The sequence below is a fragment of the Sulfurimonas lithotrophica genome (assembly GCF_009258225.1).
Classification (GTDB): domain Bacteria; phylum Campylobacterota; class Campylobacteria; order Campylobacterales; family Sulfurimonadaceae; genus Sulfurimonas; species Sulfurimonas lithotrophica.
This window is the reverse complement of the sequence record NZ_CP043617.1, coordinates 1,850,895-1,876,176: the sequence shown is the minus strand read 5'-3', so window position 1 is coordinate 1,876,176 and position 25,282 is coordinate 1,850,895. Positions and strand designations below refer to the sequence as shown.

Below are 25,282 nucleotides of genomic sequence, written 5' to 3'. Positions count from 1 at the left end.
GATGGATTTATTTGAGTATGAATTTTTTAATGATATCAAAGCAGAAGATAGAGAAAGAATCGAGCAAAGTTCTAAGTATATCTCTCTTCCGATAGGTTCTCAGCTTTACTATGAAGGGGATGTTAACCAAGACATATTGTTTTTAAAACATGGCAAAGTAAAAGTATATATTACTCCGGAAAATATAGGTAAAGGTGAAATCACGCTTTATTATATATCTGCAGGGGAACAATGTCTGGTTAATACTTTTAGTACGGTTACCCAAACTCCGACTTTAGCATCAGCTGTTGTAGATGAGTCCATCGAGGGTTGGTTGATTCCAAAAGATAATATTTTATGGTTAATAAATAACTCCCAAAATTACAGAGATTTTAAAATAGAATTATGTGGAGAGAGACTTGGAATAGTTATGGATTTAATAAAATCTATAAAGTTTGACCAGTTAGATCAAAGGTTGTTAAACTGGCTTTATGTCCAAGGAAAAAATACAATAAAAATCACGCACGAAAAAATAGCGAATATTTTGGGTGTTTCAAGAGAAGCAATCAGCAGAAACCTAAAAAAGCTTGAAAAATCAGGCAACATAAAACTCTCCCGCGGTTATATAACGCTACTTTAAAAGAGAGTACAAAAAAATAAGCAAAGATTCTATGAGTAAAAATATAAGTATCGGTTTTTTAACAGTGCCAACAATCGATAGAAATATATGCAAAACTAAGTAGATAAGACCGATATTTACGATGTAACCTGCACTAGATAGACTTAAAAAACTACTGAGAATTGAGTCAAATATATCCCCTTGTCCTATCAGATGCCCTAAGATGCTAAGAGGATAAAAAAGTGTAAATAAAGTCGTCCATAGTATTGAGAGTGGATGGTAGATGCTAAAGTTGCCAAATATAACTACGGAAAATGGAATCATCATAAAGTAAACCCAAAAAGGTACTAAAACAAACTGCCAAAACTTGCTTAGATGCTTGAAATGAATCAAAAATAAAAATATATAAAACACTCCCGATACACTAAGCCAAAATCCGATACTAAAAAATAATCTCGGAGAGAATGATAATAGTATCATCACTGTTAAAAGCAGTGTCTGCATAGATATTATTTTGTATCCCCTGTCATATAAAACAAAGCCTAAAATAAGCATAGTGAATGCCCGTAAAAGTGAAGGCGGAGAGTCTAAAAACAATAGATACGCTAAAAGAGTTATAGATATAAAAATAAATGAATCTACTTTATAGCTTCTGTATGGAAAATATCTTTGTTGCAAAAATTTATATGGCAACTTAAACATAAAAAATAAAACACTAGCCAACACTCCAAGGTGAAAACCTGATATAGCCAAAAGATGGGATATTCCAAGGTTTGAAAAACTTGTTTGTAAGTCTGAGTTTAAAGGTGTAGCAGTATATAAAGCTTTATAGATAGATGCTATATTTGAATCTGTATGTTCTTTGGATATAAAGTCGTTTAGTCTTTCTTTTATAGAGATTTTTTCATCTACATTTTTAATTCTGCTGTAGGCATAAAATGATGTTAAATACTCATAAAAACTTATTTTTGATGTGTATATCTCAAGGTTTAACTTTTTATCTTTTACATTTTGAAAATCTTTTTTTGCAGAGGTGTAAAAAGAAAAGCCTTTATCTGCTTTTAGTTTTAAAACTTGATATGTTTTTCTCTTCCCGTTCTTTGTAAGTTTTGTTTTTGTATATTGTTTTGAAACTACGGCATCTACAAGTGCAGTGTTAAAACGGGTGAGGTTTTTGTAGTTGTTATATTCTATAAGTAGTGCATAAAAAAGTATAAATAAACAGATGCCCAAAAAGCTTAGAAACTCTTTTTTTGTGCTAAAGAGTTCCAGCCTTTGAAGTTGCATCTAAAGTGTCGGCATCGATACCGTATCGTTAGATGAAGGTTCAGGCGTATTTCCAACTTCCATATTGGCTGATTTTGTATCAATACTCTCATACGATGTCTCGATAACTCTTGGATGAGGTTCGACAAAGCGGGTAAGTTTTTTCTGAAACACGAGTTTAACGTGACCCGTTGGACCGTTACGCTGTTTACCTATGATGATTTCTGCGTCTTCTTCCTCTTTTTCAATATAGGTAGGTATAAACTCTTTACCTTCTGCTTTAGCAGCTTTTTCACGCTCTTTTTCCTCTTTGTAAAGATAAACGTCATCACGGTAAACAAAAAGGATAATATCTGCATCCTGCTCTATAGAACCGGACTCACGAATATCGCTTAGCATCGGACGTTTATCGTTACGGGCTTCAAGTCCACGGTTAAGCTGTGATAGCGCAACTATAGGTATATTTAACTCACGTGCAAGCATTTTAAGTCCACGGGATATTTCAGATACCTGAAGGTGTCTATCCTGATTTCCGATACCCTGCATAATCTGTAAGTAGTCAATTACAGCTATCTCAATCTCCGGATGTTGATTTTTTAGTTTACGCAGTTTTGAGCGAAGCTGATTAATGTTTATACTACCTTGGTCATCAACAAAAAGCTTGGCAGAGTTCATCTTATCTATCGCTCCGCCCAGACTCGTCCACTGATCGTCACTCATATCTCCGACACGAAGTTTTTGAAGAGGTATAGAGGTTTGAATAGAAAGAAGTCTTAGCATCAACTGTTCAGCAGGCATTTCAAGCGAGAAAAAAGCCACACCTTTTCCTTGAGAGATTATAGAGTTAACAGTATTTAAAACAAAAGATGTTTTTCCCATCGCAGGACGTGCTGCGATAATAACAAGATCCCCTTTACCAAAACCGGTAGTCATCTTGTTAAGTTCATTAAAGCCCGTATCTACGCCAACCAGCACAGAATTTCCACGTGCTTTCATCTCTTTGATATACTCCATAGTATCAAAGGTCATCTGTGGAGAGTCTTTAAAGTCTGATGTTTGATTGTCTTGGGTTATGTCGTAGAGTTTTTTCTCGACTATATCTATAACTTCTGCACTTGGAAGTTCTTCTTCGACGGTTACGCGTTTAATTTCGGTTGTCAGGGTTAAAAGATGACGTTTTAAAGATTTGTCTTTTATCTCCTCAACATAAGCTTTTGTATTTGATATAGGATTGGCTGAAAGAATTTCAAGCATAACTTGTTCATCAAATTTTTTTATGCTCACGAGCTCTTTTTTTATAAACTCTTCATCTATAGGTTGGTCTTTTTGCAAAAGCTTCATCATAGCGTTAAATATATCTTGATGAGCAGGAAGATAAAAGTCATCTACGTTTAAAGCCGTACTTAACTCGTCAAACTGAGCAGGTTCAAATACTATAGAACTTAAAATACTTCTCTCAAATGCTAGGTTATATAGGTTTTCTTGCATTAGTTATCTTTTTCCTTTTTTGCCATCTCTTCAACTTCATGTACAAATTTATCTACCAAGTCTTTTTCATCCAAGTTTGCAACAACTTCACCTTTAACCATAACCAGACCTTTACCTTTTCCGTATGCTATGGCGACATCCGCATGAGCAGCTTCGCCTATGGCATTTACAACACATCCCATTACCGATACATTTAAAGGTGCTGTTATATGTTTGGTACGTTTTTCAATCTCACTTACCGCAGATACAAGGTCTGCTTCGATACGACCGCAAGTAGGACAAGAGATGATATTTAGTCCGTCTTTTGCGGCACCGCTGTCTTTTAAAATCGCACGTGCTACGTTTATCTCTTCTTCGAGTTCACCCGTAATACTTACACGCATAGTATCGCCGATGCCATCAAGTAAAAGTGTACCAAGACCGATGGAGCTTTTAACCGTAGCATGAAACAGAGTTCCGGCTTCTGTAACACCCAAATGAAAAGGGTAGTTGTTTTTTGGACGTAACATTCTGTATGCAGCTACCGTACGTTCAACATCACTCGCTTTTAAAGAGACCTTTATATCTTCAAATCCCAAGTCTTCAAGGTATTTGATATTGTATTCGGCAGATGCGACCATACCCTCGGCGGTTTGACCGTACTTAGCATCGAACTGTTTCTCCAGACTTCCCGAATTTACTCCGATGCGAATAGGAAGATTACGTTCTTTACAGGCTTTTACGACTTCTGCAACTTTTTCTTTGCTTCCGATATTTCCCGGATTTATACGGATGCAGTCAACAACCTCGGCAGCTACAAGAGCTAGTTTGTGGTTAAAGTGTATATCTGCAACAAGAGGAAGAGATATTTGTTCTTTTATCTCTTTAAGTGCCAGTGCATCTTCCATGTCGGGGACTGCACAACGGACTATGTCACAACCTGCAAAATGCAAGCGGTTTATCTGCTCAACCGTATGTTTGACATCGCGTGTACGTGAATATGTCATAGACTGTACGCTTATAGGTGCATCTCCGCCTACGGCTACATCTCCGACATATATTTTTTTAGTTGGTACTCTGTTTATCATAAAAAGATTTTATCTTTTTTTAGATAATAAGAGGCTTTTGTATTGTGAATATTTTGTTAAAGAAGCCAACCGTAAAGGTTGGCACAGGAAGAAAGTTTTATGAAAAAATTTTAGAATTTAAAGTCCATATTTGTATAAACATAACGACCCGGTTCATTAAGAAGCATAACGTTCGTTGAACCGCTTGTTAATAAAATTAAGTCCACATAAGTATTACTTGCTGCATACGTAGCATCTGTAATATTATTTACACCAAATGAAAAATCAAATTTCTTATTAACTGCATGTTTTATTTTGAAATTTGCAGTAGCCCAACCTGCTAATTCTTGTTCACCGTTGTCGGAATCATAATTATCCCATCTATCGCTAGCTTGCACTTCAAGTTTTACTACACTATCTGCTGCATACTCATAGTTAAGCGCTAAAGTTCCGCGAAGCGGAGCGATATCGGCTAAATCTGTATCTGTCTGTCCAATAAGCGCTTTATCTTTTTCTCCCACTTTGTAAGCAAGACTAGCATCAACGCTTAATGCATCTGAAGCGTAATAAGTAGAAGTTACTTCCATACCGTATATAGTAGCATCAATATTTACGAAGTTATTATTAGCTAAGTCTTTATTATAGTAAATATAATCATTAAGCATCGAGTAGAAAGCTTTGAGTTTAAATTCAAAATTTTCAGATTGGATTTGATAACCTAAGTCAATTTGTTTGTTTGTTGTTTGTTCTAAAGTATCTGTACCGGTAACTTTAATTCTTCCCGCAGGTGCAGGTAAAGGTGCATTCTGTTTAAAATATAGCTCTCTTGCATCTGGTACACGTTTAGCTTGACCGATACCTAAAAATACCTTATTTTCAGGATTAATATTATATGTTGCAAATATATGTGCATTAAAACCGGTATAATCATTTGCTCTTTGAGTTAGGTCATCGTTTTCTATATCAGTTGAATCGTATCTAGCTCCTAATTTAAGATCAAAATCTCCTAGTTTTTTTTCAACTTTTGTAAATATAGCCATATTTTCCGTAACAGCGTTATCAATACTTGTACTAGATTTTGTAGCACTATCGACTATCATAACGTCATTTTTGTAATATTGTCCGTCCCAAGTTCTTTTGCTACCGTCCAAACCTATATCTATATTTGTTTTATCTAAATCAAAAGTATTTATAAGTTTCAAACCTTCCATCTTTGAAACAAGACTACTAACCATTTCTGCACTTGCTCCAGATACTCTATACTCTGTAGACATTGGGTGAGTTACTTTTGAAGAGTAATATTGTAGTCTTACATCTTTATATAAATCGGAGATATTGTTTATCTCATATTCAACATTATAAATATCCGAGTCATCAAAAATAGCATCCATTTTAGAATTAGGATATAAAACATTATCACTTCTGTTCGCCGTATATCCAAGTCTTATTTCATGATTTTGTAATGGATTGATAAATATTTTCGTCATTAAACTTTTTTTAGTATATGCATCCATATTTTCATATACTGTTTGATATTTGCTTCCTGCCAGTGTAGGGTTTATTGTTGCATAATTTTTTACTTGCTCGGCTAAAGTGTTACCGTTACCGTCTTTATATTGTTCTGAATTCTCATGTGAACCACTTACAAGTACACGAACTTTGTCGTTTCCGCCACTTACGGTCGCACCGATTTTATTATAACCCCATGCACCAAAACCAAAATTTAGTTCAGCTTTTGTTTTGGCAACTGGTTTTTTTGTTTTGATTTTTAGTCCACCGCTCATAGTTCCAAATGTTTCAACATCATATGGACCTTCAATAACCTCTATATCTTCTATTTGAGAAGCTAAAATATGTGATACAGGCGGATCCATTCTATTTGGACAAGCTCCACATACTTTTGTTCCGTCAACTTCAATAGAAATATTGTCTCTTTTTTGTCCGCGAATTAAAATATCGTTTGCAATACCCGAACGACGACTCATATCAACTGAAGGTACTTTTGAACTTAAAGCATCTGCCAAATCTGCTGAAGTTTGAGCTTTTTTTGCAACTTCGGTAATATATGTCGATTCAACATTGATACTTTGTAATTCTGTCTCCTCAGCACCTAGTAAACTAAGAGCTATTAGTGATAAAGGGATGATTTTTTTCATAAATTTTCCTTAAAATTATTATGAGCTCAGTTTATAAAAAAAATGTTAAAAAAGTGTTAATTTAAGTCAAGATTTTAAAAATATTTTGGTAGAATTTTGCCATGAGTAAAATTGAAAAAATAAAAAGAATTACACTTATAGCTATAGGTTTTGGTTTGGCAACATACCTTATAATGAGCGGTATGGCAATTTTAGATGCCGAAGATGCAAAAGTGGAGCAAAATATTACAAAATAATATCCACACCTTTTGCAAAGTTCATAGTCACGCAGTGGAGTGAACCGTGTTGTTTTATAAGAGTTGAACACTCAACCCCTATAACATCCCTGTCTATGAAAAAATCTTCAAATATTTTAAGTGCATCCGAGTCTTGTTTTACACCGTAAGTAGGAACTAAAACAGCACCGTTGACAAACAAAAAGTTTGCATACGTAGCAGGTAGCCTCTCATCTTCAAAATATACGGCATCACAAAAGGGAAGAGTTATAAGAGAGTAGTCATTCTCAGATGCAATTATTTTTAACTCATCTTGCATCTTGCTTAACTCTTCAAAATGCTCATCTTTTTCATCTTTTGGCGGTTGGACGTACATAATAGTTTTTTCATCTACAAATCTAGCCAAAGTGTCTATATGCGAGTCCGTATCGTCACCCGCCAGATAACCGTGATTTAGATAGTGAATCTTTGTAGCGCCAAACTCGGTGTTTAATTTTTGTGTTGTCTCGATAGCATATAAAGATGAGTTTCTATTTTTATTTAGCATACACTCACTTGTAGTAAGTATGGTATCTACACCGTTACTCTCAACCCCTCCGCCTTCAAGTATAAAGTCTATTGTCTTCATATCTTTAGAATAGTATTGAGAGATGTTTTTACTCATTTGATTGTCTTTGTCCGCTTCAAACTTACCGCCCCATCCGGTAAAAGTAAAATCAAGAAGTTCTATATCAGCATCTGTTTCAACGCAAAGTACTGATGTGTCTCTAGCCCAACAATCATTTGTCTCATATTCTACAAAATACAAATTTTTATTTGACTCAAAATATTTCTTTGCCTCATCTATATTTTTACAAACTACAAGGCATTTTTGGTACTTTATAATCGTATTAATTATATTTACAAAATTATCTCTGGCTTCTTCTAAACAACAATCCCAGTCGGTATTTTCGTGTGGAAAAATTATTTGAGTAAAAGATTGCTCTTCAAACTCGGCTATTAACCTTTTCATATGTATAATTCCTTTATGGCTTACATAACTTTAAATAAAAATCATTTTTTTAATAATCTTGACATTATCGCAAACAAAACTAAAACAAAAGATAAAATAGCGGTAGTTTTAAAAGATAATGCTTACGGACACGGAATTTTAGAGATTGCATCTATGGCAAAAGAGTACGGTATAACAAAAGCCGTGGTCAGATGCATACCCGAAGCAAAAATGATAGAAGAATATTTTGAATATATATTGGTACTGGCAGACATTCCGCAAGAAGCAAGCCAAAAAGTTAGATACACAATCAATGATATAAACGATATAAAAAAGTTTCCAAAAAATACAAAAGTAGAATTAAAAGTCGATTCTGGGATGCATAGAAACGGTGTATCTATAGAACAACTGCCCCAAGCTTTAGAGTCTATAAAAAAGAATGAACTGATTTTAGAAGCACTATTTACTCACCACAGAAGTGCAGATGAACTTACAAGTGAATGGTTTTGGCAAAACGAAAATTTTCAAAAAGCAAAAGATATAGTAAAAAATCTTGGATATGAAAATATACGTTTTCACTCTGCAAACTCGGCATCTACACTGAGACACTCTAAGATAGATGAAGATATGGTTAGGGTTGGGGTCGCTATATACGGTTGTGCAGATAGCGACATATTATCCGGTCTGGGTTTAAAACCTGTTCTTAGTTTATGGGCTGAGAGAAACTCAAAAAGAGAATTAAAACAAGAACAAAGAGTAGGTTACGGCGGGATATTTGAATCTAAAGAAGATGTAATCGTATCAAATTATGATTTTGGTTATGCAGACGGATTTCACAGGATTTGTTCAAACAATTATACAACGCCGGAGGGTGAAAGGTTAGTCGGTCGAATCTCTATGGATAACTCAAGTTTTTTATCGGATAAAGAAAAACTGTTAGTATTTGACGATGCAGCTATCATAGCAAAGTCTGCTAAAACGATATCGTACGAAGTTTTAACCTCTTTGAAATCTTATATTAAAAAAGAGATAATTTAATCATAATCCGTATTCAATTCACTTGATGGTTTTCCTACATAATAACCCTGTATAAAATCAATGCCCATTTTTTTAAGTAGTTCAAGTGAATCTTTGTCCTCAACAAACTCTGCTATAGTTTGTAAACCAAGACTTGAAGCAAAGTTGATAATAGTTTTTGTAATAACCCTTGAGTTGTTGTCCGTAGTGATATATTTTATAAGAGAACCGTCAATTTTCAGGTAATCTACTTTTAATTCTAAAATATTGGCAAAATTGGAATAACCGCTTCCAAAATCATCTATAGCAAATTTACACCCGAATTTTTTCATACTTGTAATAAACTCTTTTAGCTGCTCATAATTGCCTATCTTATCACTTTCTAAAATTTCAAATACAACCCTGTTTGCATATTTATATTCACTGAGTTGTTTTTTAATAAAAGATACGGTTTTATCGTTTTGAATATCGTGTATAGATAAGTTTATGGAAAATTCAAACTCTTTATCTTCAAAAAATTCAAATGATTTCAATATGATTGCTTTTGTTATTTCAGGATAGAGTTTTGACTTTATAGCTATGTCTATAAATTCAAAAGGGGGAAGCACTTCTTTATTTTCTAATTCTATTCTTGCCAAACATTCATATTTTTCAATTTTATCGTTATGTATGTTGTATATAGGTTGAAAATAAGGGATTATTCTTTGTTTTTTGATAGCTTCTTTTAAAATAGACATTGATTGGATATTTTTGATAATTTTTGATTTTGTGTCAAATTTATTGTTATATACGATTATATTGACTTTGTCTTTTTTGGAACTTTGCAATGCAATATCTGCTTTGTTTAGTAATTCTTCTTCATTAGATGCGATACCGCAACTCAATGTTATGAGTATATGGTTTTCATCAATATTGAGTTTAGTCTCTTGTAAATAATAAACTATGTTTTTTATAATACTGTAAAACTCTTCCGTGCTAATATTTTTTGTCGTAAATAACGCATATTCGTCACTTGGAAGCTTATAAACATGACTGTTTTTATTATTACAAAGATTTTTGATTTTTTTAGCTATTTCTACAAGTAGTTTATCCCCTGTGTTATGACCGTAAAAATCATTTATTTCTTTAAAACTGTCTATATTTATTAAAGCCAGATGGTTGTTTTGCTTGGTTCGAAACTTGTCTATATCTTCCATAAGTTTAAGTCTGTTTGGTAGTTTGGTTAACCTATCTATCGTTAGCATATTTTTTAGCTCTAAAGTTTTTTTATTTACTTCGTCCTCAAGGTAAATATTTATATTTTTAGATTTTTTAAGAAGATAACGAATACCAAGATATAAGGCTATAAGTAATATAAAATCGTGTAAAACATATTGAAAAAAATGAGATAAAAAATATTTTTCTAAATTCTTTGTCGGAATTTTTATACTTTGAATACCTCGAACTTCACCAAGTTTATAATCATAGGCATTATTATATTTTTCTTGAATAAATTTTGGAGCATCTTCTTTTGACCCGTGGCATTTTAAACATACGGGCTCAATCCTTAATGCGTAAGCAAATAGATAAAAATCTTTATTTTTATCACTGAAAAAGTTGTCTTTTTCTTTGTTTCTTTTAAAATAATCTATAGCTTGCAGTTCATCTGCATCTGCTTGATTAAATTTATTTCTTGCTCTGTCTGAAACGGTTTTGATTTTTATGTTTAATGAGTTGTTTTTAGAAAATTCTTTAGAAATAGGTGATGAAGAAAAAGCAGGCAAGGCTCTTAATGTTTTGTCACTTAGCGTTAGGGTTTTATTTACAAATAATTTTTGATAGTAAGTTCTGTGCGTCATTGCATACGAGTTTAAAACTTCTGCTTCTTTTTGTGCAAATTCATATTGACGTTTTTTTGCGTCATGATAAGCAAAGCCTATTCTAAATAGCATAACAATAAGGAAAATAATAGGGATTGCTTTAAGAACTTGGTTATTAAACATTCTCCCCATTTTTTCCTCCAAACTTATATACTATACTAACTAAATGTAACTAAAATCAAATTTAATTTATTAGTATTTTTAATATGATTAAGAGTTTATTTTTATAATGGCATCTGTGTATAGTATTCCGTCGATTCCCAAAAGTGCAAACTCTTCTATATCTTCGTCTTTGTCTATATTTACAAGTATTTTTGCGTCAAAAAGATAGTTATTAGCTAAGTCTTGAGCCGTTTTTGCCAAATCTCTATCTACCAATATAAACGAAGCTCCAAGGTTAGTTGCATATATAATTTGTGTTATATCTTCTACTTTTAGGCAAAAAGAGATTGAATTGTTTCGCATATGTTCTATAATATCTAAGTTCTCTTCGCTGTATTCTAAAAAGATATAAGAATTAGGCGGGGTGTTTTTAATAGCTTCTATATTCGGAATATGGTAAAAACTACCGTGTTCTTGTAAAAAACTAGGTATAAACCTATGCCCTATGATAATCATAAACTATCCTTTGTTTACACACTCTTTTGAGCAGTAATATTTGTTGTTGCTAAGAATTGTATCATTTATATCACAGTAAATACCACAACTTGCACATTCTACCATCTCATTTGAAGGAGTATTGTCTTTTTTAGTGTTGTTTTTGTCTTTAACCTCAGATGGTTTTTTCTTTATAAAAAAGAAATATACTGCTGCAATTACACCAATTACAAGTAGTAGTTTCATAATCATATTTTACGCCTTAAGTAACAAATAATGTCTATTGTCTGTTTGAATAACTTCGTGTTTCATATTTTTTGGAATCTCATTATATACGTTCTCACCTTTGTAAAAAAGTATTACGCTGTGTTCGTCCCTAAAATTTTCACTTAGTTTTAGAAGCATCTGGGTATCGGTTACCGCACGTGAAGTAACTACATCAAAGATTTGAGCATCCATATCTTCAACTCTTTTTTTTACAACTTTTACGTTTTCAAGTCCAAGATCTGCTTTTATAAACTGTAAAAAGCTCGCACGTTTTGTCAAAGGTTCTGCCAAAGTCACTTTTGTGTCTTTGAGTGCCATTGCCAAAATCATTCCCGGAAAACCCGCACCCGTGCCTATATCTAAAAGTGCGTCGCACTTTGGTAAAAATTTAACGGGATACACGGCATCGAAGATAAAGTCATCTAAAGTTTGTTCATCTTTTGCACCCGTAAGATTGTGGGTTTTGTTCCATTTTAACAGATGAGATTTGTATTTTTGTACTAAGTCGTAAAAATTATCATCAACTTTTACCTTTTCTGCTTCTAAACGTTCTTTTAAATTCAAATTTAACCTTTTAATAAACGCAATTATACATTAATTGTCAACAAAGGAATTTAAATATGAATAAATTTTCATTTTATATTCATACTATTTTCATCTCTATTTATTATTGTTTTATAAAAATTATTTATGAATTAGGAACTTAATGAATACATTTAAAATATTGATGAAATATTATTTCTATATGATTTTTATATTTTTTATAGGCAGACTGCTGTTGTTTATAGAATATTTTGATAATTTTAAAAACAGCGGTGTTGATTATTGGATGACTTTTATCTACGGTTTGAGAATGGATACTATGAGTGCTTCGGTATTGCTTCTTATCCCCTTAATAGTTTTGTCTTTTACACCTAAAAAAATAAAGTCTTTTGCAGATAAGTTTTTAAAGTATTATTTTTTAATAGTAATATCAATTTTAATATATATAGAAAATGCCACATTCCCGTTTGTAGCTCAGTATGATGTAAGACCGAATTATTTATTCGTGGAGTATCTTATTTACCCTAAAGAAGTATTTGCAATGATATTTGCAGATTACAAGATTGAGCTTTTTATAGCATTAGTCATGATAGCTATATTTGCATATCTGTTTTTTAAATACGACAAAAACGATTCAGAGGGTATATATGAAAAAAGTTATACAAAAAGAATTGTTGTCTTTTTTATCTTGTTTTTAGTACTTTTTATCGGTGCACGTTCATCGTTTGGACATAGACCGGCAAACACATCAGATGCTATGTACACGTCAAACAGGATGGTGAACGAGATAACAAAAAATTCCATATACAACATAGTCTATGCGATTTATGTTAGTAATACACACGGTAGTAAACAAGTTAAAAAACTATATGGGGATATGTATATTAGTGAAGCGTTTTCACGAGTTAAAAAAAGATTGAATATCAAAAATGATGATAATATTTCTATTTTAAGAGAAGAAAAAAGCCATTTTAAATCTTTAAAATCTAAAAATCTGGTTATTTTTGTTCAGGAGAGTATGGGTTATCAGTTTGTAAATGCTGTAGGCGGGGAGGAGGGGATTACACCTAACTTGAACAAATTAAGTAAAGAGGGGATATTATTTAAAAATTTATACTCCAACGGTACTCGCAGCATCAGAGGTTTAGCAGGATTAACTGCAGGTAATTTTTCTGTCCCTGGAAAAGGCGTGTTAAAAAGAAATAAATCACAAAGTAATTTTTTCACTTTAGCATCTGCACTAAAACCGTTTGGTTATTACACATCTTTTATATATGGCGGAGAGAGCAGGTTTGATAATATGCGTAGCTGGTATATAGGAAACGGATTTGATGAAATAGTAGATCAGCCAATGTTTGAACACCCAACATTTACATCACCTTGGGGTGTATGTGATGAAGATTTGGTTACAAAAGCAAATAAAGAGTTTAAAAAGATGTATGCACAAAATAAAAAATTTGCTACAGTTATGTTTTCTACGTCAAATCATTCACCTTTTGATTGTCCTTATGAAAAAATAGATTTGGTAGATAAGAACAATATTAAAAGTGTAAAAAATGCAGTAAAATATGCTGATTACGCGATTGGAAAGTTTATTGAACTTGCAAAAAAAGAGAAGTATTATAAAGATACCGTGATAGTGATTGTGGCAGATCATAATGTCAGGGTATATGGGGAGGATATGGTTCCTGTAGATATGTTTCATATACCTGCTTTAATACTTGGTGCAGATATGAAACCTATAGTTTATGATAAAATTTCAACACAGCCCGATATATTGGCAACTGCATTAGACCTTATTGGACTTGATTTAACTTATCCTATTATGGGTAAATCTATTTTCAGTGAAGAAAAAAATAATATTTCACTTATGCAGTTTCATTCGATATATGCACTTAGAGTAGGTGATAAAGTCGCAGTTATCAGACCAAATAAAGAAGCAGTTACTTTTTTATACAAAGAGCCTAGTTCATATTTAGATAAGAGTAGTCATCTAACTCAGATTGAACATGATACGGAATTGGAAAAAGATGCTTTGGCATTTGTTTTGACACTAGATTATCTTTATGATAAAAAATTATATAATAACAAAAGAGAAAATATTGAGAAACCAGCCAAAATATAGCTTTTTTAAAAATACAGGTTATGCCATTAGCGGTTTAATGGACTTGATAAAAACGGAAACGTCATTTAAAATTGAACTTCTTATAGTCATCGTTTTAATACCTGTGATTTTCTATGTCGATGTACCTTCAACCCAAAAGATTTTGATGTTTATCTCTTTAATGGGAATGCTTATAGCAGAAGCTATAAATAGTGCAATTGAAAGAGTAGTCGATTTGGTGACTTTGGAACATCATATTATGGCAAAACGTGCAAAAGATGTTGGAAGCAGTGTAGTGTTTTTAAGTATAATGGTTTTTGTAGTTACATGGATCATGATTTTAATAATGAAAATATAAAGAGAAAATATGCGTATATTAGTAGTTGAAGATGATATTAAAATTGCTAATTTTATTAAAAAAGGATTACAAGAAGAATCTTACAGCGTTGATGTCACTCATCACGGTGATGAAGCTATATATCTTGCACAGGTCAATCCATACGATATTATTTTACTTGATTTAATGCTTCCGGGATCCGATGGTATGGATGTTTGCAAAAGTTTAAGAACTAAAGATGTGAGTACGCCGATAATAATGTTAACGGCAAGAAGTAAACTTGAAGATAAGATTGACGGTCTCGATAGCGGTGCAGACGATTATTTAACCAAGCCTTTTGCTTTTGAAGAACTTTTAGCTCGTATACGTGCACAACTAAGAAACAAGTCTCAAAGTTCCGCAATTATAAAAGTCGGAGACTTGACAATAGATACAAATAAAAGGGAAGTTAGAAGAGCAGAAAATAAGATAGTTTTGACGGTTAAAGAATATGCACTTCTTGAGCTACTAGCTCGAAATGCTAAAAAACTACTCTCAGAAACTATAATAAAAGACAATTTAAGCGATATGGCTCAAGAAACTATGAGTAATATTATAAACGTATATATATATCGTTTGAGAAATAAAATAGATAAGGGATTTGAAGCGAAACTGCTTCATACGGTAAGAGGAACAGGTTATATGTTGAGTGATGAAGATGTTTAAGAGTTTAAAGTTAAAGATTTTATTTTATTTTTTTGTTTCTAATATAATAATACTTTCAGGTTTTAGTATATTTATATATAATACGGCTCAAAAAGGTGTAATGGATACTTTAGATACTATGCTAAAAATTATATCTATAGATGCAGTACCAGACTTAAAAGATAAAGTTTTTGTTGATGCAAAAGATATATCGTCAGAGTTGATTGAAGAATTTGGAATAATGCCTTTATATGTCAAAATTATTTATTATGATAAATCAACCAACGGTATTATTCGTGAAACGCTTTCATCTGAGGATAAAGTAGAGATATTTGACATATCATTAAATCCAAATGATAAGTTGTACAATATCAACTATTTTGATAAAGGTCTTTATCGTGTAAGTTCGATAGTATTGTCTGAAACTGAAAAAATGAAGATTTTTTTTCAGTTATCTACTACTAAGATTATAGATTCTCCATATTTAGACAAGATATTAACGAGTTTATTAATAGCAAATCCGATTATTTTAATTTTATTGTTATTTATCGTAAATATATTGATAAATACCACACTTCAACCTGTAAAAAAAGTTGTTCAGGATGTACACTCAATATCAAGCAATAATTTAGCAAACAGAATAAATACGCAAAAGATACCAACAGAGATAGAAGAACTTGTTAAAACATTTAATCAGCTTTTAGAAAACCTTGAAGAATCTTTTCATAGGATATCTTCATTCAGTAGTGATGCCTCGCATGAGCTAAAAACTCCTCTAACCGTGATGCGTGGTGAAATTGAAGTTGCCTTAAGGCAAGAAAGGACATCTGAAGAATATAAAGATATTTTAGAAGATGTACTGTCTGAGACCGTACGTGTTCAAGAGATAATAGAACAGTTGTTCTTGTTAACGAAAAAAGATACAGAAGAGTTGAAAGCAAACTACAAAGAAGTATATTTGGATGAAATTCTAACAGATAGTGTTTCCCTAATAGAGAAATTTGCGATGAAAAAATCCGTCAGTGTAAAAATCACAAAGATTATCCCAATAACTATTTTTGCAAATGAAACACTTCTTAAAATATGTATAGATAATCTTCTTAGAAATGCCATAAGCTATAGTAAAGAAGCGGGTGAAGTATATGTCTCTGTAAATGAAAACTCTATTCAATATTTACTTGAAATAAAAGATAACGGAAGCGGAATTGCACAAAAAGATCTCCCATTCATATTTGATCGTTTTTATAGAGCGGATAAAGCACGTTCACGCCAAAAGGGTGGTACAGGGTTAGGACTTGCTATAGTGAAAATGATTTTGGATCTTCATAATTATGATATAGCTGTCGAGAGTGTACTTAATGAAGGTACGAAGGTGATAATTAAAATACAAAAATAGTATATATATATGAATAAAAATTAATTTGATATTCATATTAGTTTCATGTGTGCATCTTAATATTCCTCTAGATAAATTCTAAAGGATATTTTGAATGAAAATAAGCTTTAAACCAATTCCTCAGTTTCGTCTGATTGTTATAATGGCTATATTTTTTGGACTATTTAGCAATCAGTCGTTTTTTTTGAATGTTGTAAAAGTTTACCCTCTTACAATTCATAATATATTTTTTGTAATCTCTCTTTTTTTTATTTTAGTAAGTTTTATAGTAATAATTTTTTCACTGTTCAGTTTTAAATACACGATAAAACCAATGTTTATTATTGTTTTGCTTATCTCGTCTTTTACCAGTTATTTTATGCAGACGTATAATGTCGTTATTGATGATGGTATGATTAGAAATTCTTTACAAACAAATCTAAATGAATCTTTAGACCTATTTAGCATTAAATTAGTTTTATATGTGATTTTTCTTGGTGTTATTCCGTCTATTTATATATATAAACAGCAGATAGAATTTTACACCTTTCGCAAAGAGTTTTTTATAAGACTGAAAGTGATAGCGGTCTCTTTAGCCGTTATAATAGTTTTACTGCTTTCTTTCAGTAAGTTTTACACCTCTTTTTTTCGTGAACATAAACCACTCCGTTACTATACAAATCCTACATATTGGATTTACAGTATTGGAAATTATATTTATAAAACGTCTAAAAATGGACCTGTGGTAGTTAAAACTATCGGTGAAAATGCAAAAATTGTAGAGAATGAAGAAATTGAACCTAAAGAATTAGTGATTCTTGTAGTAGGGGAAGCGGCAAGGGCAGACAGATTTTCTCTAAATGGTTATGCTAGAGAAACTAATCCTCTTTTATCAAAAGAAAATGATTTAGTCAGTTTACAAAATATGCATTCATGCGGTACTTCGACCGCCGTATCTGTGCCATGTATGTTCTCTATTTTCGGAAAAGAGGACTATGACTACGATAAGGGTATATCTACACAAAATGTTTTGGATGTTTTAGTAAATACAGGTTCAGTAGATATACTTTGGAGAGACAACAACTCTGACTCAAAAGGCGTTGCTTTGCGGGTTCCGTATGAAGATTATAAAACTCCTGATAAAAATACAATATGCGATACCGAGTGCAGAGATGAAGGTATGCTTGTAGGTCTTGATAAATACATAGATTCTCACAAGAGTAGAGATATTTTAATAGTACTGCATATGATGGGAAATCACGGTCCTGCATATTATAAAAGATATACGAAAGAGTTTGAAAAATTTAAACCTGTTTGCAATACGAACCAGCTTGAAGAGTGTTCTGCGGAAACTATCGGTAATGCCTATGATAATGCAATATTATATACGGATTATTTTTTATCTAAAGTTATAAAGCTTTTGAAATCATATGATAAAACACATGAAGCTGCAATGTTTTACATAAGCGATCATGGCGAGAGCCTTGGTGAAAGCGGCTTGTATTTACATGGATTGCCTTATTTTATGGCGCCTGACTTTCAAACTCATGTAGCATCTGCCATATGGTTTGGGGAGGGTATGAAAGAAGATATAAATATGACAAAATTAAAAGGATATACAAATAAATATTTTACGCATGATAATATTTTTCATTCACTTTTAGGTCTTTTTGAAGTAGATACTGCTTTATATGTACCTGAGAAAGATATCTTATATAATGTTAAAATCCCTGAATAAACACTTATTAATAACTACTGTATGTTTGCTTATTACATTGGTAGTATTTGAAGTAACAAATTTAGATTTTTTAGTGCAAAATCAATTTTACAATTTTGATACGAAACAATGGATTGTGGATAGAAATGATTATGTTTTAGAATTGATTTTTTACAGTGGAGTTAAAAAAATATTGATTCTTTTTGCAATAAGTATTTTGATTTTATTAATATTTTTTCGTCAAACATTGTTTGTAAAAGAATATAAAAAAGGTCTTTTGATTGTTTTATTATCAGGTATTTTTATTCCTGCTGTTATAGGTGGATTAAAAAATATAAGTAATACCCCTTGTCCAAAAAATATTGAATATTTTAATGGAAAATATCCAAATGTTAAAGTATTTGAGAGTTATCCAGAGACGTTTAAACAAGAGTGTAAAATACGGTGCTGGCCAGCAGGACATGCAAGTGGAGGTTTTGCTTTATTGTCATTGTTCTTTTTATTTAAAACACATAAAAATAAGGTGTATGCCTTACTTTTAGGCATTGTTCTCGGATGGAGTATGGGAATTTATAAAATGTCAATAGGGGATCATTTTTTGAGTCATAATATAGTTACGATGCTGTTAGCTTGGATAATAATTTTGATAATAAGCAAAACGGTTTTTTTAGATCTAAAAAAACTTAGTTAGAGTAAGTGCCCCATCTCATCTTTTTTAGTATCTAAATAGTTTTTATTATGAGTATTTGCTTCCATAATAATAGGTACACGTTCAACTACTTCTACATCGCTAATTGATTTTATTTTATCCGGATTGTTTGTAAGTAGTTTTATTTTATGAATGTTAAAATGATGAAGTATCTGTGTAACAACTTCATATGTACGCTCATCCGCACTGAAGCCGAGTTGATGGTTTGCTTCTATGGTATTAAAACCTTCATCTTGTAGTGCATAGGCGTTTATTTTATTTAAAAGACCGATATTTCGACCCTCTTGGCGAAGGTATATTACCATGCCGCCGTTTTTATTTATATAATCCAGTGCATATTCCAGTTGGTCGCGACAGTCGCATTTTAGTGAGCCTATTGCATCTCCGGTTAAACATTCTGAGTGTATTCTAACAACTGGGATATCGGTTAAATTTTGGGTATATATTGCTAAGTGTTCTTTGTCGGCTTCTTTAAAAGCTTTTATCTTAAACTTCCCAAACCTTGATGGCAGGTTGGCTTCGTTTGATATATTTATGTTCATTATTAATAGTTATCCAAGTTAAATAAGGTAGAATTTTGAAGACGATTATAGCAAAAAATATTTAATTACAGGGAAATTTTATGTTTGATAGATTTAGAAGAACAAGAATAAATACTACTTTGAGAAAACTTGTACGCGAAACAAACGTAACTACGGACGATTTGATTTATCCGCTTTTTGTTAGAAGCGGAGAGGGGATAAAAACAGAGGTAGCATCTATGCCGGGTGTGTATCAGATGAGTATTGATGAGGTGCTAAAAGAGTGTGCCCATATACAAAAACTAGGGCTAAACTCTATTATACTTTTTGGAATACCTGATGTAAAAGACTCTATCGGAAGTGATAGCTTATGTGAGCACGGTATTATTGCAAGTGCGGTAAGAGAAGTTAAAAAAGCTTATCCGGATATGTTTGTCGTAACAGATTTATGTTTTTGCGAGTACACCGACCACGGTCATTGCGGAATAATCGATGAAGAAAACCAAACGGTAAATAATGACGCTACTTTGGAAATTTCGGCTCAACAAGCGATAATCCATGCAAAAGCCGGTGCGGATATGATAGCACCTTCGGGAATGATGGACGGAATTATACAAACGCTAAGAGATGCATTGGACGAGGCAGGATATGAAAATCTTCCGATTATGAGTTACTCTACAAAATTTGCTTCTGGGTATTACGGACCGTTTCGTGATGTTGCGGAATCTACTCCTAGTTTCGGTGATCGTGCATCTTATCAGATGGATCCGGCAAATAGACGTGAAGCAGTTGCAGAGAGCGTGAGCGATGAGATGCAAGGAGCTGATATTTTAATGGTTAAACCTGTTTTAGCTTATCTTGACGTAGTTCGCGAGATAAAAGACAATACTTCAAAACCGTTGTGTGTGTATAATGTAAGCGGTGAATATGCTATGCTTAAAATGGCAGGTTCTCAAGGACTAATCGACTATGATAGAGTTCTGATGGAGACTATGCTTAGTTTTAAACGTGCAGGTGCAGATATCATAATTACTTACCATGCAAAAGAAGTTGCAGAATTATTAAAAAAATAAGTTTGAGTAAGCTTAGAAGGAAAAACAGTGAGACATTTTTTAACACTTAGAGATTTTACAAAAGAGGAAATCTTAGAGATTATAGATATCGGACTAAAGATTAAAAATAATCTCAAAAAAGGTGTGTACAATAAAGAGTTAAATATGAAAACTCTCGGTATGATATTTGAAAAAAGTTCAACACGTACAAGGGTAAGTTTTGAGACAGGTATGTTTCAACTTGGCGGTCATGCACTTTTTTTATCAAACCGTGATATACATTTAGGTCGCGGAGAACCCGTAAAAGACACCGCACGCGTAATTTCAGGTATGTGTGATATGGTTATGATACGTACATTCGAGCATTCTATGATAGAGGAGTTTGCATCTTATTCTAAAGTACCGGTAATAAACGGATTGACCGACTCGTTTCATCCTGTTCAGTTACTTGCTGATTATATGACTTTGGTTGAGTATAATGCACACGAAAATATAGTAGCGGCATATGTAGGTGACGGAAACAATATGACACACTCTTGGATGATGCTTGCAGCTAAACTTGGGTTTGAACTTAGAATCGCTACTCCAAAAGGTTATGAAGTAGATGCAGATATCTTGGCTGAGACACAGGAAATAGCAAAGACAAGCGGAGCAAAAATAATAACTACTAACGATCCAAAAGTTGCAGTCGAAGGTGCAACGGTTGTGACAACGGACACTTGGACATCTATGGGGCAAGAGGATGAAAAAGAAGAGCGTGTTAAAATTTTTAAAGGCTTTATGGTAGATGAAGCGATGATGAATTTAGCTCATAAAGACGCACAATTTTTACATTGTTTACCTGCTTACAGAGGTCTTGAAGTCAGTGAAGATGTTTTTGAAAAATATGCAGATATAGTTTTTAATGAAGCTGAGAACAGACTTCATGCTCAAAAGGGTCTTATGGTCTGGTTAGATAAACAAAGATAGCTTTATCTTGTTTATCAATTTTTAACAAATAATGTCACAAATATGTTATAAAACCCTCTTTTTATGAACTTTCTTATATAAAAATTAGTGATTTGATGTAGGTCAATAAAGAAAACTTTAGATTTGTAATATAATCGAGCAGCTGTGCATAGAATAAAGCACCGGCAGGGAGAAAAAGATGAAGTTTTTTTTAATTTTAATATCGTTGCTATACTCACTTGAAGCAAAATCACTATTTACAAACAATGAACAAAAAGACAGAAGCAAATATATCGGAGCATTAAAAAATCTAGTAATTGCTACTCAAAAAACCAGAGGTCTTACAAATAGTTTTTTAAACGGAAATACGGTTGCACAACTTCTTGTTTATTCAAACAGGCAAGATATGAAAGCTGCTATCGGAGATATGGAAACTCTGCAGTTTTCTGCAGACCCCGTGATTAATAAAAGAGCTACTTTTATTTCACAAGAACTTATAAGCTTAAATTCAAAGGCTTTTAAAAAAAACAGTTCAAAAGTTTTTGATGAATATACGGAACTCATTGCCCAAACAATGATGTTGGCTCAATCTGTTGCTAAAAGGGGTGTAGATAAACTAAATCCAATCGGAAGGGAACTAACCTCTATAATGATGGAAACTATGCTCCCTTTGACGGAATATGTAGGTCAATTAAGAGGACTTGGTTCAGGTATTGCCGCTAAAGGAAGTATTTCAAAAGGTGAAAAAGATAAACTTGTCGCAATATTGCTTCAAATGAAACCCTTATCCGAAAAATTTGAATCTCAGATGTCACACGTAGTTTCAAAGTACAATAAAGAATTTGGCAATGAGTCTATAGAATCAGATGTTGCAAAAACAATGACTTTGATAAAAGAGTATATGTCGTATAGTAAAACAAATTTTATTGAATCTAAACAAGAAGTAGATCCGGATAATTATTTTGATTCGGGAACTCAAATAATTACATCTATAGTAAAAATTTATGATGTAAATAATAAAGTTATTGAATCAGATTCTCAAGGATGGTTCTAAAAAACGAATTATCATACTTTTGACAATATTAAGAATTGCTTTGATATAATCCTTAACACATAAAAATATTTTATTATAAGGGTAAGTATATATGAAGTTTTTTTTAATAGTCTTTTTTGTAAGTAATATCCTTTACGGTGCAGATGCAGCCAAGGTTGTTAAACTGGATGAGAGGTTTGCCGAATCAAAAAACTGTAAAGCTTGCCATATGCAATTAGTAAAAGATTGGGAAGAATCATGGCATTCAAATTCTCATTTTGACAAAGATGAGTATTTTAGAAAAAGTATCAAATATTATAGTAGAAAAACCAGAAAAAGTTTAAACGGTGTTAAAGTAGAATGTGCAACTTGTCATAACCCTAGAATATCTGTTACTTCTACCGATATAAACTACGAGATAGAAGCCGTATTAGGACTGGATAAAGGCTCTAAAGTAAATAAAGCTTTAAAAGATGATGCGTTACATGAAGGAATCAACTGTGTAGTATGTCATAATATAGAAAAAATCCATTCAGACAGAGATGAAACATATCGAGGTATAAATAGGGTAACATGGACTAAATCAGGCTTAATGAGCGGACCGTATGATGATGCCAAATCTCCTTACCATAGTGTAGAGTATCGTGATTTTATGGGTAAAAATTCAAACCAGCTTTGTTTTGTTTGCCATGCAAATATGAGCAGTGTACAAGGAGTAATGTTTACAAATATGGAAGAAGAGTTTAAATCCGATGGCAAACAATGTGTAGATTGCCATATGGGACCAAAAAGACTCGGAGTTGCATCCACATTAAAAATTGATGATGGTAAAGCAAAAAAACGTATGATTCGTAAGCACGGCTTTAAAGGTGCTCATGACGAAGAGATGATAAAAAATTCACTAAAACTAAGTGCATGGCAAAAAGGTAAAGATGTTGTCATTATGCTCAAAAACCCGCAACCCCATAATATACCGAGTGGATACGGTTCTCGTGAAATTCTTATTGAATTAGATTATACAAATGGTACTGAAACGATTAAAAATGAAGCGATATCCTTAACTACCTACTATAAAGATAGAAGAGGAAAAGCTACTATAGCACACCTTGCAAAAACAATGTCAAAAGACATGAGTATCCCTGCACGCGGTAAAAAAGTTATAAAAGTTAAAAAAGCAGGCGGTGCTACAAGTGTCAGAATATCGGTTTATTATAAACTTGTAAATGATGAAGTTCATAAACTCTTAAAACTCAAAGAGAAACAATGGTCTAAAAAGATGTTAATTACTGCAAAAACATTAAAGCTAAAGTGAAAATTTTAGCTTTTAATATTTTATTCCCGTAACTTCTCTGATTTTTTCAATCATAGGAGTAGCGACTGCTCTTGCTTTATCTGCTCCGGCTTTTAAGATTTCTCTTACTTCATTTTGATTGTTTTCGTAGTATTCGCGTTTTTCTCTAAACTCTCTAAAGTATTCCCACATAACTTCGGCTAGATATATTTTAAAGTGCCCGTGACCTTCGCCGCCTTTTTTATATCTCTCTTGCAGGGCTATAAGGTTGTCACCTTCTAAAAACAGTTTAGCCATATTGTAAACATTACAAGTCTCATACTCTTTAGGCTCTTCTAGTGCTACTTGTTCAGTTACGATTTTTTTAATAGTTTTAAGTTGTTTTTTCTCTTCACCGAAAATATTTACAACATTGCCGTAACTTTTAGACATTTTTTGTCCGTCAATTCCCGGAACCGTTTGGACTTCTTCTTGAACACGAAACTCAGGTAAAACTAAAATATCGCCATATTCATTATTAAATTTAGTAGCAATATCGCGTGCGATTTCTATATGTTGAATCTGATCTTTTCCGACAGGAACAACTTCAGAACCAAATAGTAAAATATCTGCAGCCATTAAAACAGGATAAGAAAATAATGAGTGGTTTGCGGCTATACCTTTAGCTGTTTTATCTTTGTAGCTATGTGCACGTTCGAGTAAACCCATAGGTGTAAAAGATGAAAGTATCCAGTATAATTCAAGTACCTCTTTAACATCAGATTGAACCCAAAACGTAGATTTCTCAGGGTCTATTCCAAGTGCTAAAAAATCCGTAGCTGCCTGCATTGTAAAACGGCTTAAATCTTTACCGCCACTTGTTTGTGCATGATAGTTTGCTATAAACGCAAAAGTTTCATTTTCTGCTTGTGCATCTACCATTTGTTTTATCGATCCGAAATAGTTACCGATGTGTAAATCACCTGATGGCTGGATGCCGGTTAATACTCTCATATAATTTTCCTAAAATTTTTTTGCAATTATATCATAGGGCATATTTTAGCAAAAGTAAATGTTAAAAGTGTTACTATATAAACATAATAAGGAAGTGCTTAGAGTACTTCTAAACAAAGGATATATTATGAATGTTCAAGTTCAATCAAAAGATGTTACACTTCATGCTAATACAAAAGCTCATATACAAAATGCAATAGATAGTTTTACAAAATATTCGTTAGATATAACAAGTGTTAATGTTCGTGTTAAAGCAGAAAAAAAAGGTGTTTCAATAGAATTTGATATACATATAGCTCATGCAGAACCTGTAGTAATCTCTCAAAGTGACGAAAACTTAGATACTGCAATCGACTTAGGAATTGAGCGTACAACTAAAGCACTTCGTCGCTTACATGATAAAATAGTAGCTCCTTCAAAAGGTTCTATCAAAGATTTAGAAACATTAGACTCATAGTAGTTTAGATAGGAGAGA

General features: G+C 32.5%; 25 protein-coding genes. 14 read left to right on the top strand and 11 right to left on the bottom strand.

Annotated elements, in window-relative coordinates:
* Window position 1: 1 nt before the first annotated feature.
* Window positions 2–619, top strand: coding sequence for a Crp/Fnr family transcriptional regulator (locus FJR48_RS09395; RefSeq protein ID WP_152307878.1), 618 nt, complete (start codon window positions 2–4; stop codon window positions 617–619).
* Here FJR48_RS09395 and FJR48_RS09390 read toward each other — a convergent pair.
* The 4 genes from FJR48_RS09390 to FJR48_RS09375 form a co-directional block, all read right to left on the bottom strand.
* Complete coding sequence (locus FJR48_RS09390) at window positions 611–1,885, bottom strand: ComEC/Rec2 family competence protein (protein ID WP_152307877.1); 1,275 nt, start codon at window positions 1,883–1,885, stop codon at window positions 611–613. The genes FJR48_RS09395 and FJR48_RS09390 overlap by 9 nt on opposite strands.
* Window positions 1,886–3,352: a replicative DNA helicase gene (locus tag FJR48_RS09385; RefSeq protein ID WP_152307876.1), complete on the bottom strand. Its 1,467-nt coding sequence runs from the start codon at window positions 3,350–3,352 to the stop codon at window positions 1,886–1,888.
* Window positions 3,352–4,419: a flavodoxin-dependent (E)-4-hydroxy-3-methylbut-2-enyl-diphosphate synthase gene (gene ispG, locus FJR48_RS09380; RefSeq protein WP_152307875.1), complete on the bottom strand. Its 1,068-nt coding sequence runs from the start codon at window positions 4,417–4,419 to the stop codon at window positions 3,352–3,354. The genes FJR48_RS09385 and ispG overlap by 1 nt, the downstream gene beginning before the upstream one ends.
* A gap of 110 nt (window positions 4,420–4,529) precedes the next feature.
* On the bottom strand, window positions 4,530–6,554 hold the full coding sequence (locus tag FJR48_RS09375) for a TonB-dependent receptor (protein WP_152307874.1): 2,025 nt from the start codon (window positions 6,552–6,554) through the stop codon (window positions 4,530–4,532).
* A gap of 101 nt (window positions 6,555–6,655) precedes the next feature.
* Here FJR48_RS09375 and FJR48_RS12480 point away from each other — a divergent pair, with 101 nt between their 5' ends.
* Window positions 6,656–6,790, top strand: coding sequence for a hypothetical protein (locus tag FJR48_RS12480; RefSeq protein ID WP_277872374.1), 135 nt, complete (start codon window positions 6,656–6,658; stop codon window positions 6,788–6,790).
* Here FJR48_RS12480 and FJR48_RS09370 read toward each other — a convergent pair.
* Window positions 6,780–7,781 (bottom strand): agmatine deiminase family protein, encoded by a 1,002-nt coding sequence (locus FJR48_RS09370; protein WP_152307873.1) that lies wholly within the window; start codon window positions 7,779–7,781, stop codon window positions 6,780–6,782. The two genes, FJR48_RS12480 and FJR48_RS09370, sit on opposite strands and share 11 nt — an antisense overlap.
* Window positions 7,782–7,796: 15 nt before the next feature.
* Between FJR48_RS09370 and FJR48_RS09365 the strand changes: the two genes are divergently transcribed.
* Window positions 7,797–8,798, top strand: coding sequence for an alanine racemase (locus FJR48_RS09365; RefSeq protein ID WP_152307872.1), 1,002 nt, complete (start codon window positions 7,797–7,799; stop codon window positions 8,796–8,798).
* Here the strand turns inward: FJR48_RS09365 and FJR48_RS09360 are convergent.
* The 4 genes from FJR48_RS09360 to rsmG form a co-directional block, all read right to left on the bottom strand.
* Window positions 8,795–10,759, bottom strand: coding sequence for an EAL domain-containing protein (locus FJR48_RS09360; RefSeq protein ID WP_241856053.1), 1,965 nt, complete (start codon window positions 10,757–10,759; stop codon window positions 8,795–8,797). The genes FJR48_RS09365 and FJR48_RS09360 overlap by 4 nt on opposite strands.
* 87 nt (window positions 10,760–10,846) lie before the next feature.
* Window positions 10,847–11,254 carry a hypothetical protein gene (locus tag FJR48_RS09355; protein WP_152307870.1) on the bottom strand — a complete coding sequence of 136 codons (408 nt, stop codon included), beginning with the start codon at window positions 11,252–11,254 and terminating at the stop codon, window positions 10,847–10,849.
* A 3-nt stretch (window positions 11,255–11,257) separates the two neighbouring features.
* Entirely contained in the window at window positions 11,258–11,479 is a 222-nt protein-coding gene (locus FJR48_RS09350) for a PP0621 family protein (RefSeq protein ID WP_241856052.1), read from the bottom strand.
* 9 nt (window positions 11,480–11,488) lie between these two features.
* Window positions 11,489–12,064, bottom strand: a complete 576-nt coding sequence (gene rsmG, locus FJR48_RS09345; protein WP_152307868.1) for a 16S rRNA (guanine(527)-N(7))-methyltransferase RsmG — start codon at window positions 12,062–12,064, stop codon at window positions 11,489–11,491.
* A 142-nt stretch (window positions 12,065–12,206) separates the two neighbouring features.
* Here rsmG and FJR48_RS09340 point away from each other — a divergent pair, with 142 nt between their 5' ends.
* The 6 genes from FJR48_RS09340 to FJR48_RS09315 all read left to right on the top strand — a co-directional run bounded on the left by FJR48_RS09340 (window position 12,207) and on the right by FJR48_RS09315 (window position 18,951).
* Window positions 12,207–14,168 (top strand): LTA synthase family protein, encoded by a 1,962-nt coding sequence (locus FJR48_RS09340; protein WP_152307867.1) that lies wholly within the window; start codon window positions 12,207–12,209, stop codon window positions 14,166–14,168.
* Entirely contained in the window at window positions 14,146–14,505 is a 360-nt protein-coding gene (locus FJR48_RS09335; protein WP_152307866.1) for a diacylglycerol kinase, read from the top strand. Before FJR48_RS09340 ends, FJR48_RS09335 begins: the two co-directional genes overlap by 23 nt.
* Window positions 14,506–14,514: 9 nt before the next feature.
* Window positions 14,515–15,189: a response regulator transcription factor gene (locus FJR48_RS09330; RefSeq protein ID WP_152307865.1), complete on the top strand. Its 675-nt coding sequence runs from the start codon at window positions 14,515–14,517 to the stop codon at window positions 15,187–15,189.
* 100 nt (window positions 15,190–15,289) lie between these two features.
* Window positions 15,290–16,564, top strand: coding sequence for a sensor histidine kinase (locus FJR48_RS09325; protein ID WP_188108569.1), 1,275 nt, complete (start codon window positions 15,290–15,292; stop codon window positions 16,562–16,564).
* Window positions 16,565–16,658: 94 nt separating this feature from the next.
* Window positions 16,659–18,281 carry a phosphoethanolamine transferase gene (locus FJR48_RS09320; protein ID WP_152307863.1) on the top strand — a complete coding sequence of 541 codons (1,623 nt, stop codon included), beginning with the start codon at window positions 16,659–16,661 and terminating at the stop codon, window positions 18,279–18,281.
* Between the two features lie 37 nt (window positions 18,282–18,318).
* Window positions 18,319–18,951 (top strand): phosphatase PAP2 family protein, encoded by a 633-nt coding sequence (locus FJR48_RS09315; protein ID WP_241856051.1) that lies wholly within the window; start codon window positions 18,319–18,321, stop codon window positions 18,949–18,951.
* Here FJR48_RS09315 and ribA read toward each other — a convergent pair.
* Window positions 18,948–19,511, bottom strand: coding sequence for a GTP cyclohydrolase II (gene ribA, locus FJR48_RS09310; protein WP_152307861.1), 564 nt, complete (start codon window positions 19,509–19,511; stop codon window positions 18,948–18,950). The genes FJR48_RS09315 and ribA overlap by 4 nt on opposite strands.
* Window positions 19,512–19,591: 80 nt before the next feature.
* On the opposite strand from ribA, the gene hemB reads away from it, so the two are divergent.
* The 4 genes from hemB (at window position 19,592) to FJR48_RS09290 (ending at window position 23,835) form a co-directional block, all read left to right on the top strand.
* Window positions 19,592–20,563: a porphobilinogen synthase gene (hemB, locus tag FJR48_RS09305; RefSeq protein WP_152307860.1), complete on the top strand. Its 972-nt coding sequence runs from the start codon at window positions 19,592–19,594 to the stop codon at window positions 20,561–20,563.
* A 27-nt stretch (window positions 20,564–20,590) separates the two neighbouring features.
* Window positions 20,591–21,511, top strand: a complete 921-nt coding sequence (argF, locus tag FJR48_RS09300) for an ornithine carbamoyltransferase (protein ID WP_152307859.1) — start codon at window positions 20,591–20,593, stop codon at window positions 21,509–21,511.
* Window positions 21,512–21,689: 178 nt separating this feature from the next.
* On the top strand, window positions 21,690–22,544 hold the full coding sequence (locus FJR48_RS09295; RefSeq protein WP_152307858.1) for a nitrate- and nitrite sensing domain-containing protein: 855 nt from the start codon (window positions 21,690–21,692) through the stop codon (window positions 22,542–22,544).
* A gap of 91 nt (window positions 22,545–22,635) precedes the next feature.
* Window positions 22,636–23,835, top strand: a complete 1,200-nt coding sequence (locus tag FJR48_RS09290; protein WP_152307857.1) for a multiheme c-type cytochrome — start codon at window positions 22,636–22,638, stop codon at window positions 23,833–23,835.
* Between the two features lie 12 nt (window positions 23,836–23,847).
* Here FJR48_RS09290 and trpS read toward each other — a convergent pair whose 3' ends face one another.
* Entirely contained in the window at window positions 23,848–24,807 is a 960-nt protein-coding gene (gene trpS / locus FJR48_RS09285; RefSeq protein WP_152307856.1) for a tryptophan--tRNA ligase, read from the bottom strand.
* 127 nt (window positions 24,808–24,934) lie between these two features.
* Here trpS and hpf point away from each other — a divergent pair, with 127 nt between their 5' ends.
* Window positions 24,935–25,264: a ribosome hibernation-promoting factor, HPF/YfiA family gene (gene hpf, locus FJR48_RS09280; RefSeq protein ID WP_152307855.1), complete on the top strand. Its 330-nt coding sequence runs from the start codon at window positions 24,935–24,937 to the stop codon at window positions 25,262–25,264.
* Window positions 25,265–25,282: the final 18 nt, after the last annotated feature.

Excerpts from the sequence above, each read along its gene's own strand:
- FJR48_RS12480 (WP_277872374.1), top strand. The coding sequence starts at position 6,656 with ATGAGTAAAATTGAAAAAATAAAAAGAATTACACTTATAGCTATAGGT.
- FJR48_RS09385 (WP_152307876.1), bottom strand. The coding sequence starts at position 3,352 with ATGCAAGAAAACCTATATAACCTAGCATTTGAGAGAAGTATTTTAAGT.
- FJR48_RS09395 (WP_152307878.1), top strand. The coding sequence starts at position 2 with ATGGATTTATTTGAGTATGAATTTTTTAATGATATCAAAGCAGAAGAT.
- hemB (WP_152307860.1), top strand. The coding sequence starts at position 19,592 with ATGTTTGATAGATTTAGAAGAACAAGAATAAATACTACTTTGAGAAAA.
- FJR48_RS09360 (WP_241856053.1), bottom strand. The coding sequence starts at position 10,759 with ATGTTTAATAACCAAGTTCTTAAAGCAATCCCTATTATTTTCCTTATT.
- FJR48_RS09325 (WP_188108569.1), top strand. The coding sequence starts at position 15,290 with ATGGATACTTTAGATACTATGCTAAAAATTATATCTATAGATGCAGTA.
- FJR48_RS09370 (WP_152307873.1), bottom strand. The coding sequence starts at position 7,781 with ATGAAAAGGTTAATAGCCGAGTTTGAAGAGCAATCTTTTACTCAAATA.
- hpf (WP_152307855.1), top strand. The coding sequence starts at position 24,935 with ATGAATGTTCAAGTTCAATCAAAAGATGTTACACTTCATGCTAATACA.
- FJR48_RS09320 (WP_152307863.1), top strand. The coding sequence starts at position 16,659 with ATGAAAATAAGCTTTAAACCAATTCCTCAGTTTCGTCTGATTGTTATA.
- FJR48_RS09295 (WP_152307858.1), top strand. The coding sequence starts at position 21,690 with ATGAAGTTTTTTTTAATTTTAATATCGTTGCTATACTCACTTGAAGCA.
- FJR48_RS09355 (WP_152307870.1), bottom strand. The coding sequence starts at position 11,254 with ATGATTATCATAGGGCATAGGTTTATACCTAGTTTTTTACAAGAACAC.
- FJR48_RS09375 (WP_152307874.1), bottom strand. The coding sequence starts at position 6,554 with ATGAAAAAAATCATCCCTTTATCACTAATAGCTCTTAGTTTACTAGGT.
- FJR48_RS09350 (WP_241856052.1), bottom strand. The coding sequence starts at position 11,479 with ATGAAACTACTACTTGTAATTGGTGTAATTGCAGCAGTATATTTCTTT.
- ribA (WP_152307861.1), bottom strand. The coding sequence starts at position 19,511 with ATGAACATAAATATATCAAACGAAGCCAACCTGCCATCAAGGTTTGGG.
- trpS (WP_152307856.1), bottom strand. The coding sequence starts at position 24,807 with ATGAGAGTATTAACCGGCATCCAGCCATCAGGTGATTTACACATCGGT.
- ispG (WP_152307875.1), bottom strand. The coding sequence starts at position 4,419 with ATGATAAACAGAGTACCAACTAAAAAAATATATGTCGGAGATGTAGCC.
- FJR48_RS09340 (WP_152307867.1), top strand. The coding sequence starts at position 12,207 with ATGAATACATTTAAAATATTGATGAAATATTATTTCTATATGATTTTT.
- FJR48_RS09365 (WP_152307872.1), top strand. The coding sequence starts at position 7,797 with ATGGCTTACATAACTTTAAATAAAAATCATTTTTTTAATAATCTTGAC.
- FJR48_RS09330 (WP_152307865.1), top strand. The coding sequence starts at position 14,515 with ATGCGTATATTAGTAGTTGAAGATGATATTAAAATTGCTAATTTTATT.
- FJR48_RS09390 (WP_152307877.1), bottom strand. The coding sequence starts at position 1,885 with ATGCAACTTCAAAGGCTGGAACTCTTTAGCACAAAAAAAGAGTTTCTA.
- FJR48_RS09290 (WP_152307857.1), top strand. The coding sequence starts at position 22,636 with ATGAAGTTTTTTTTAATAGTCTTTTTTGTAAGTAATATCCTTTACGGT.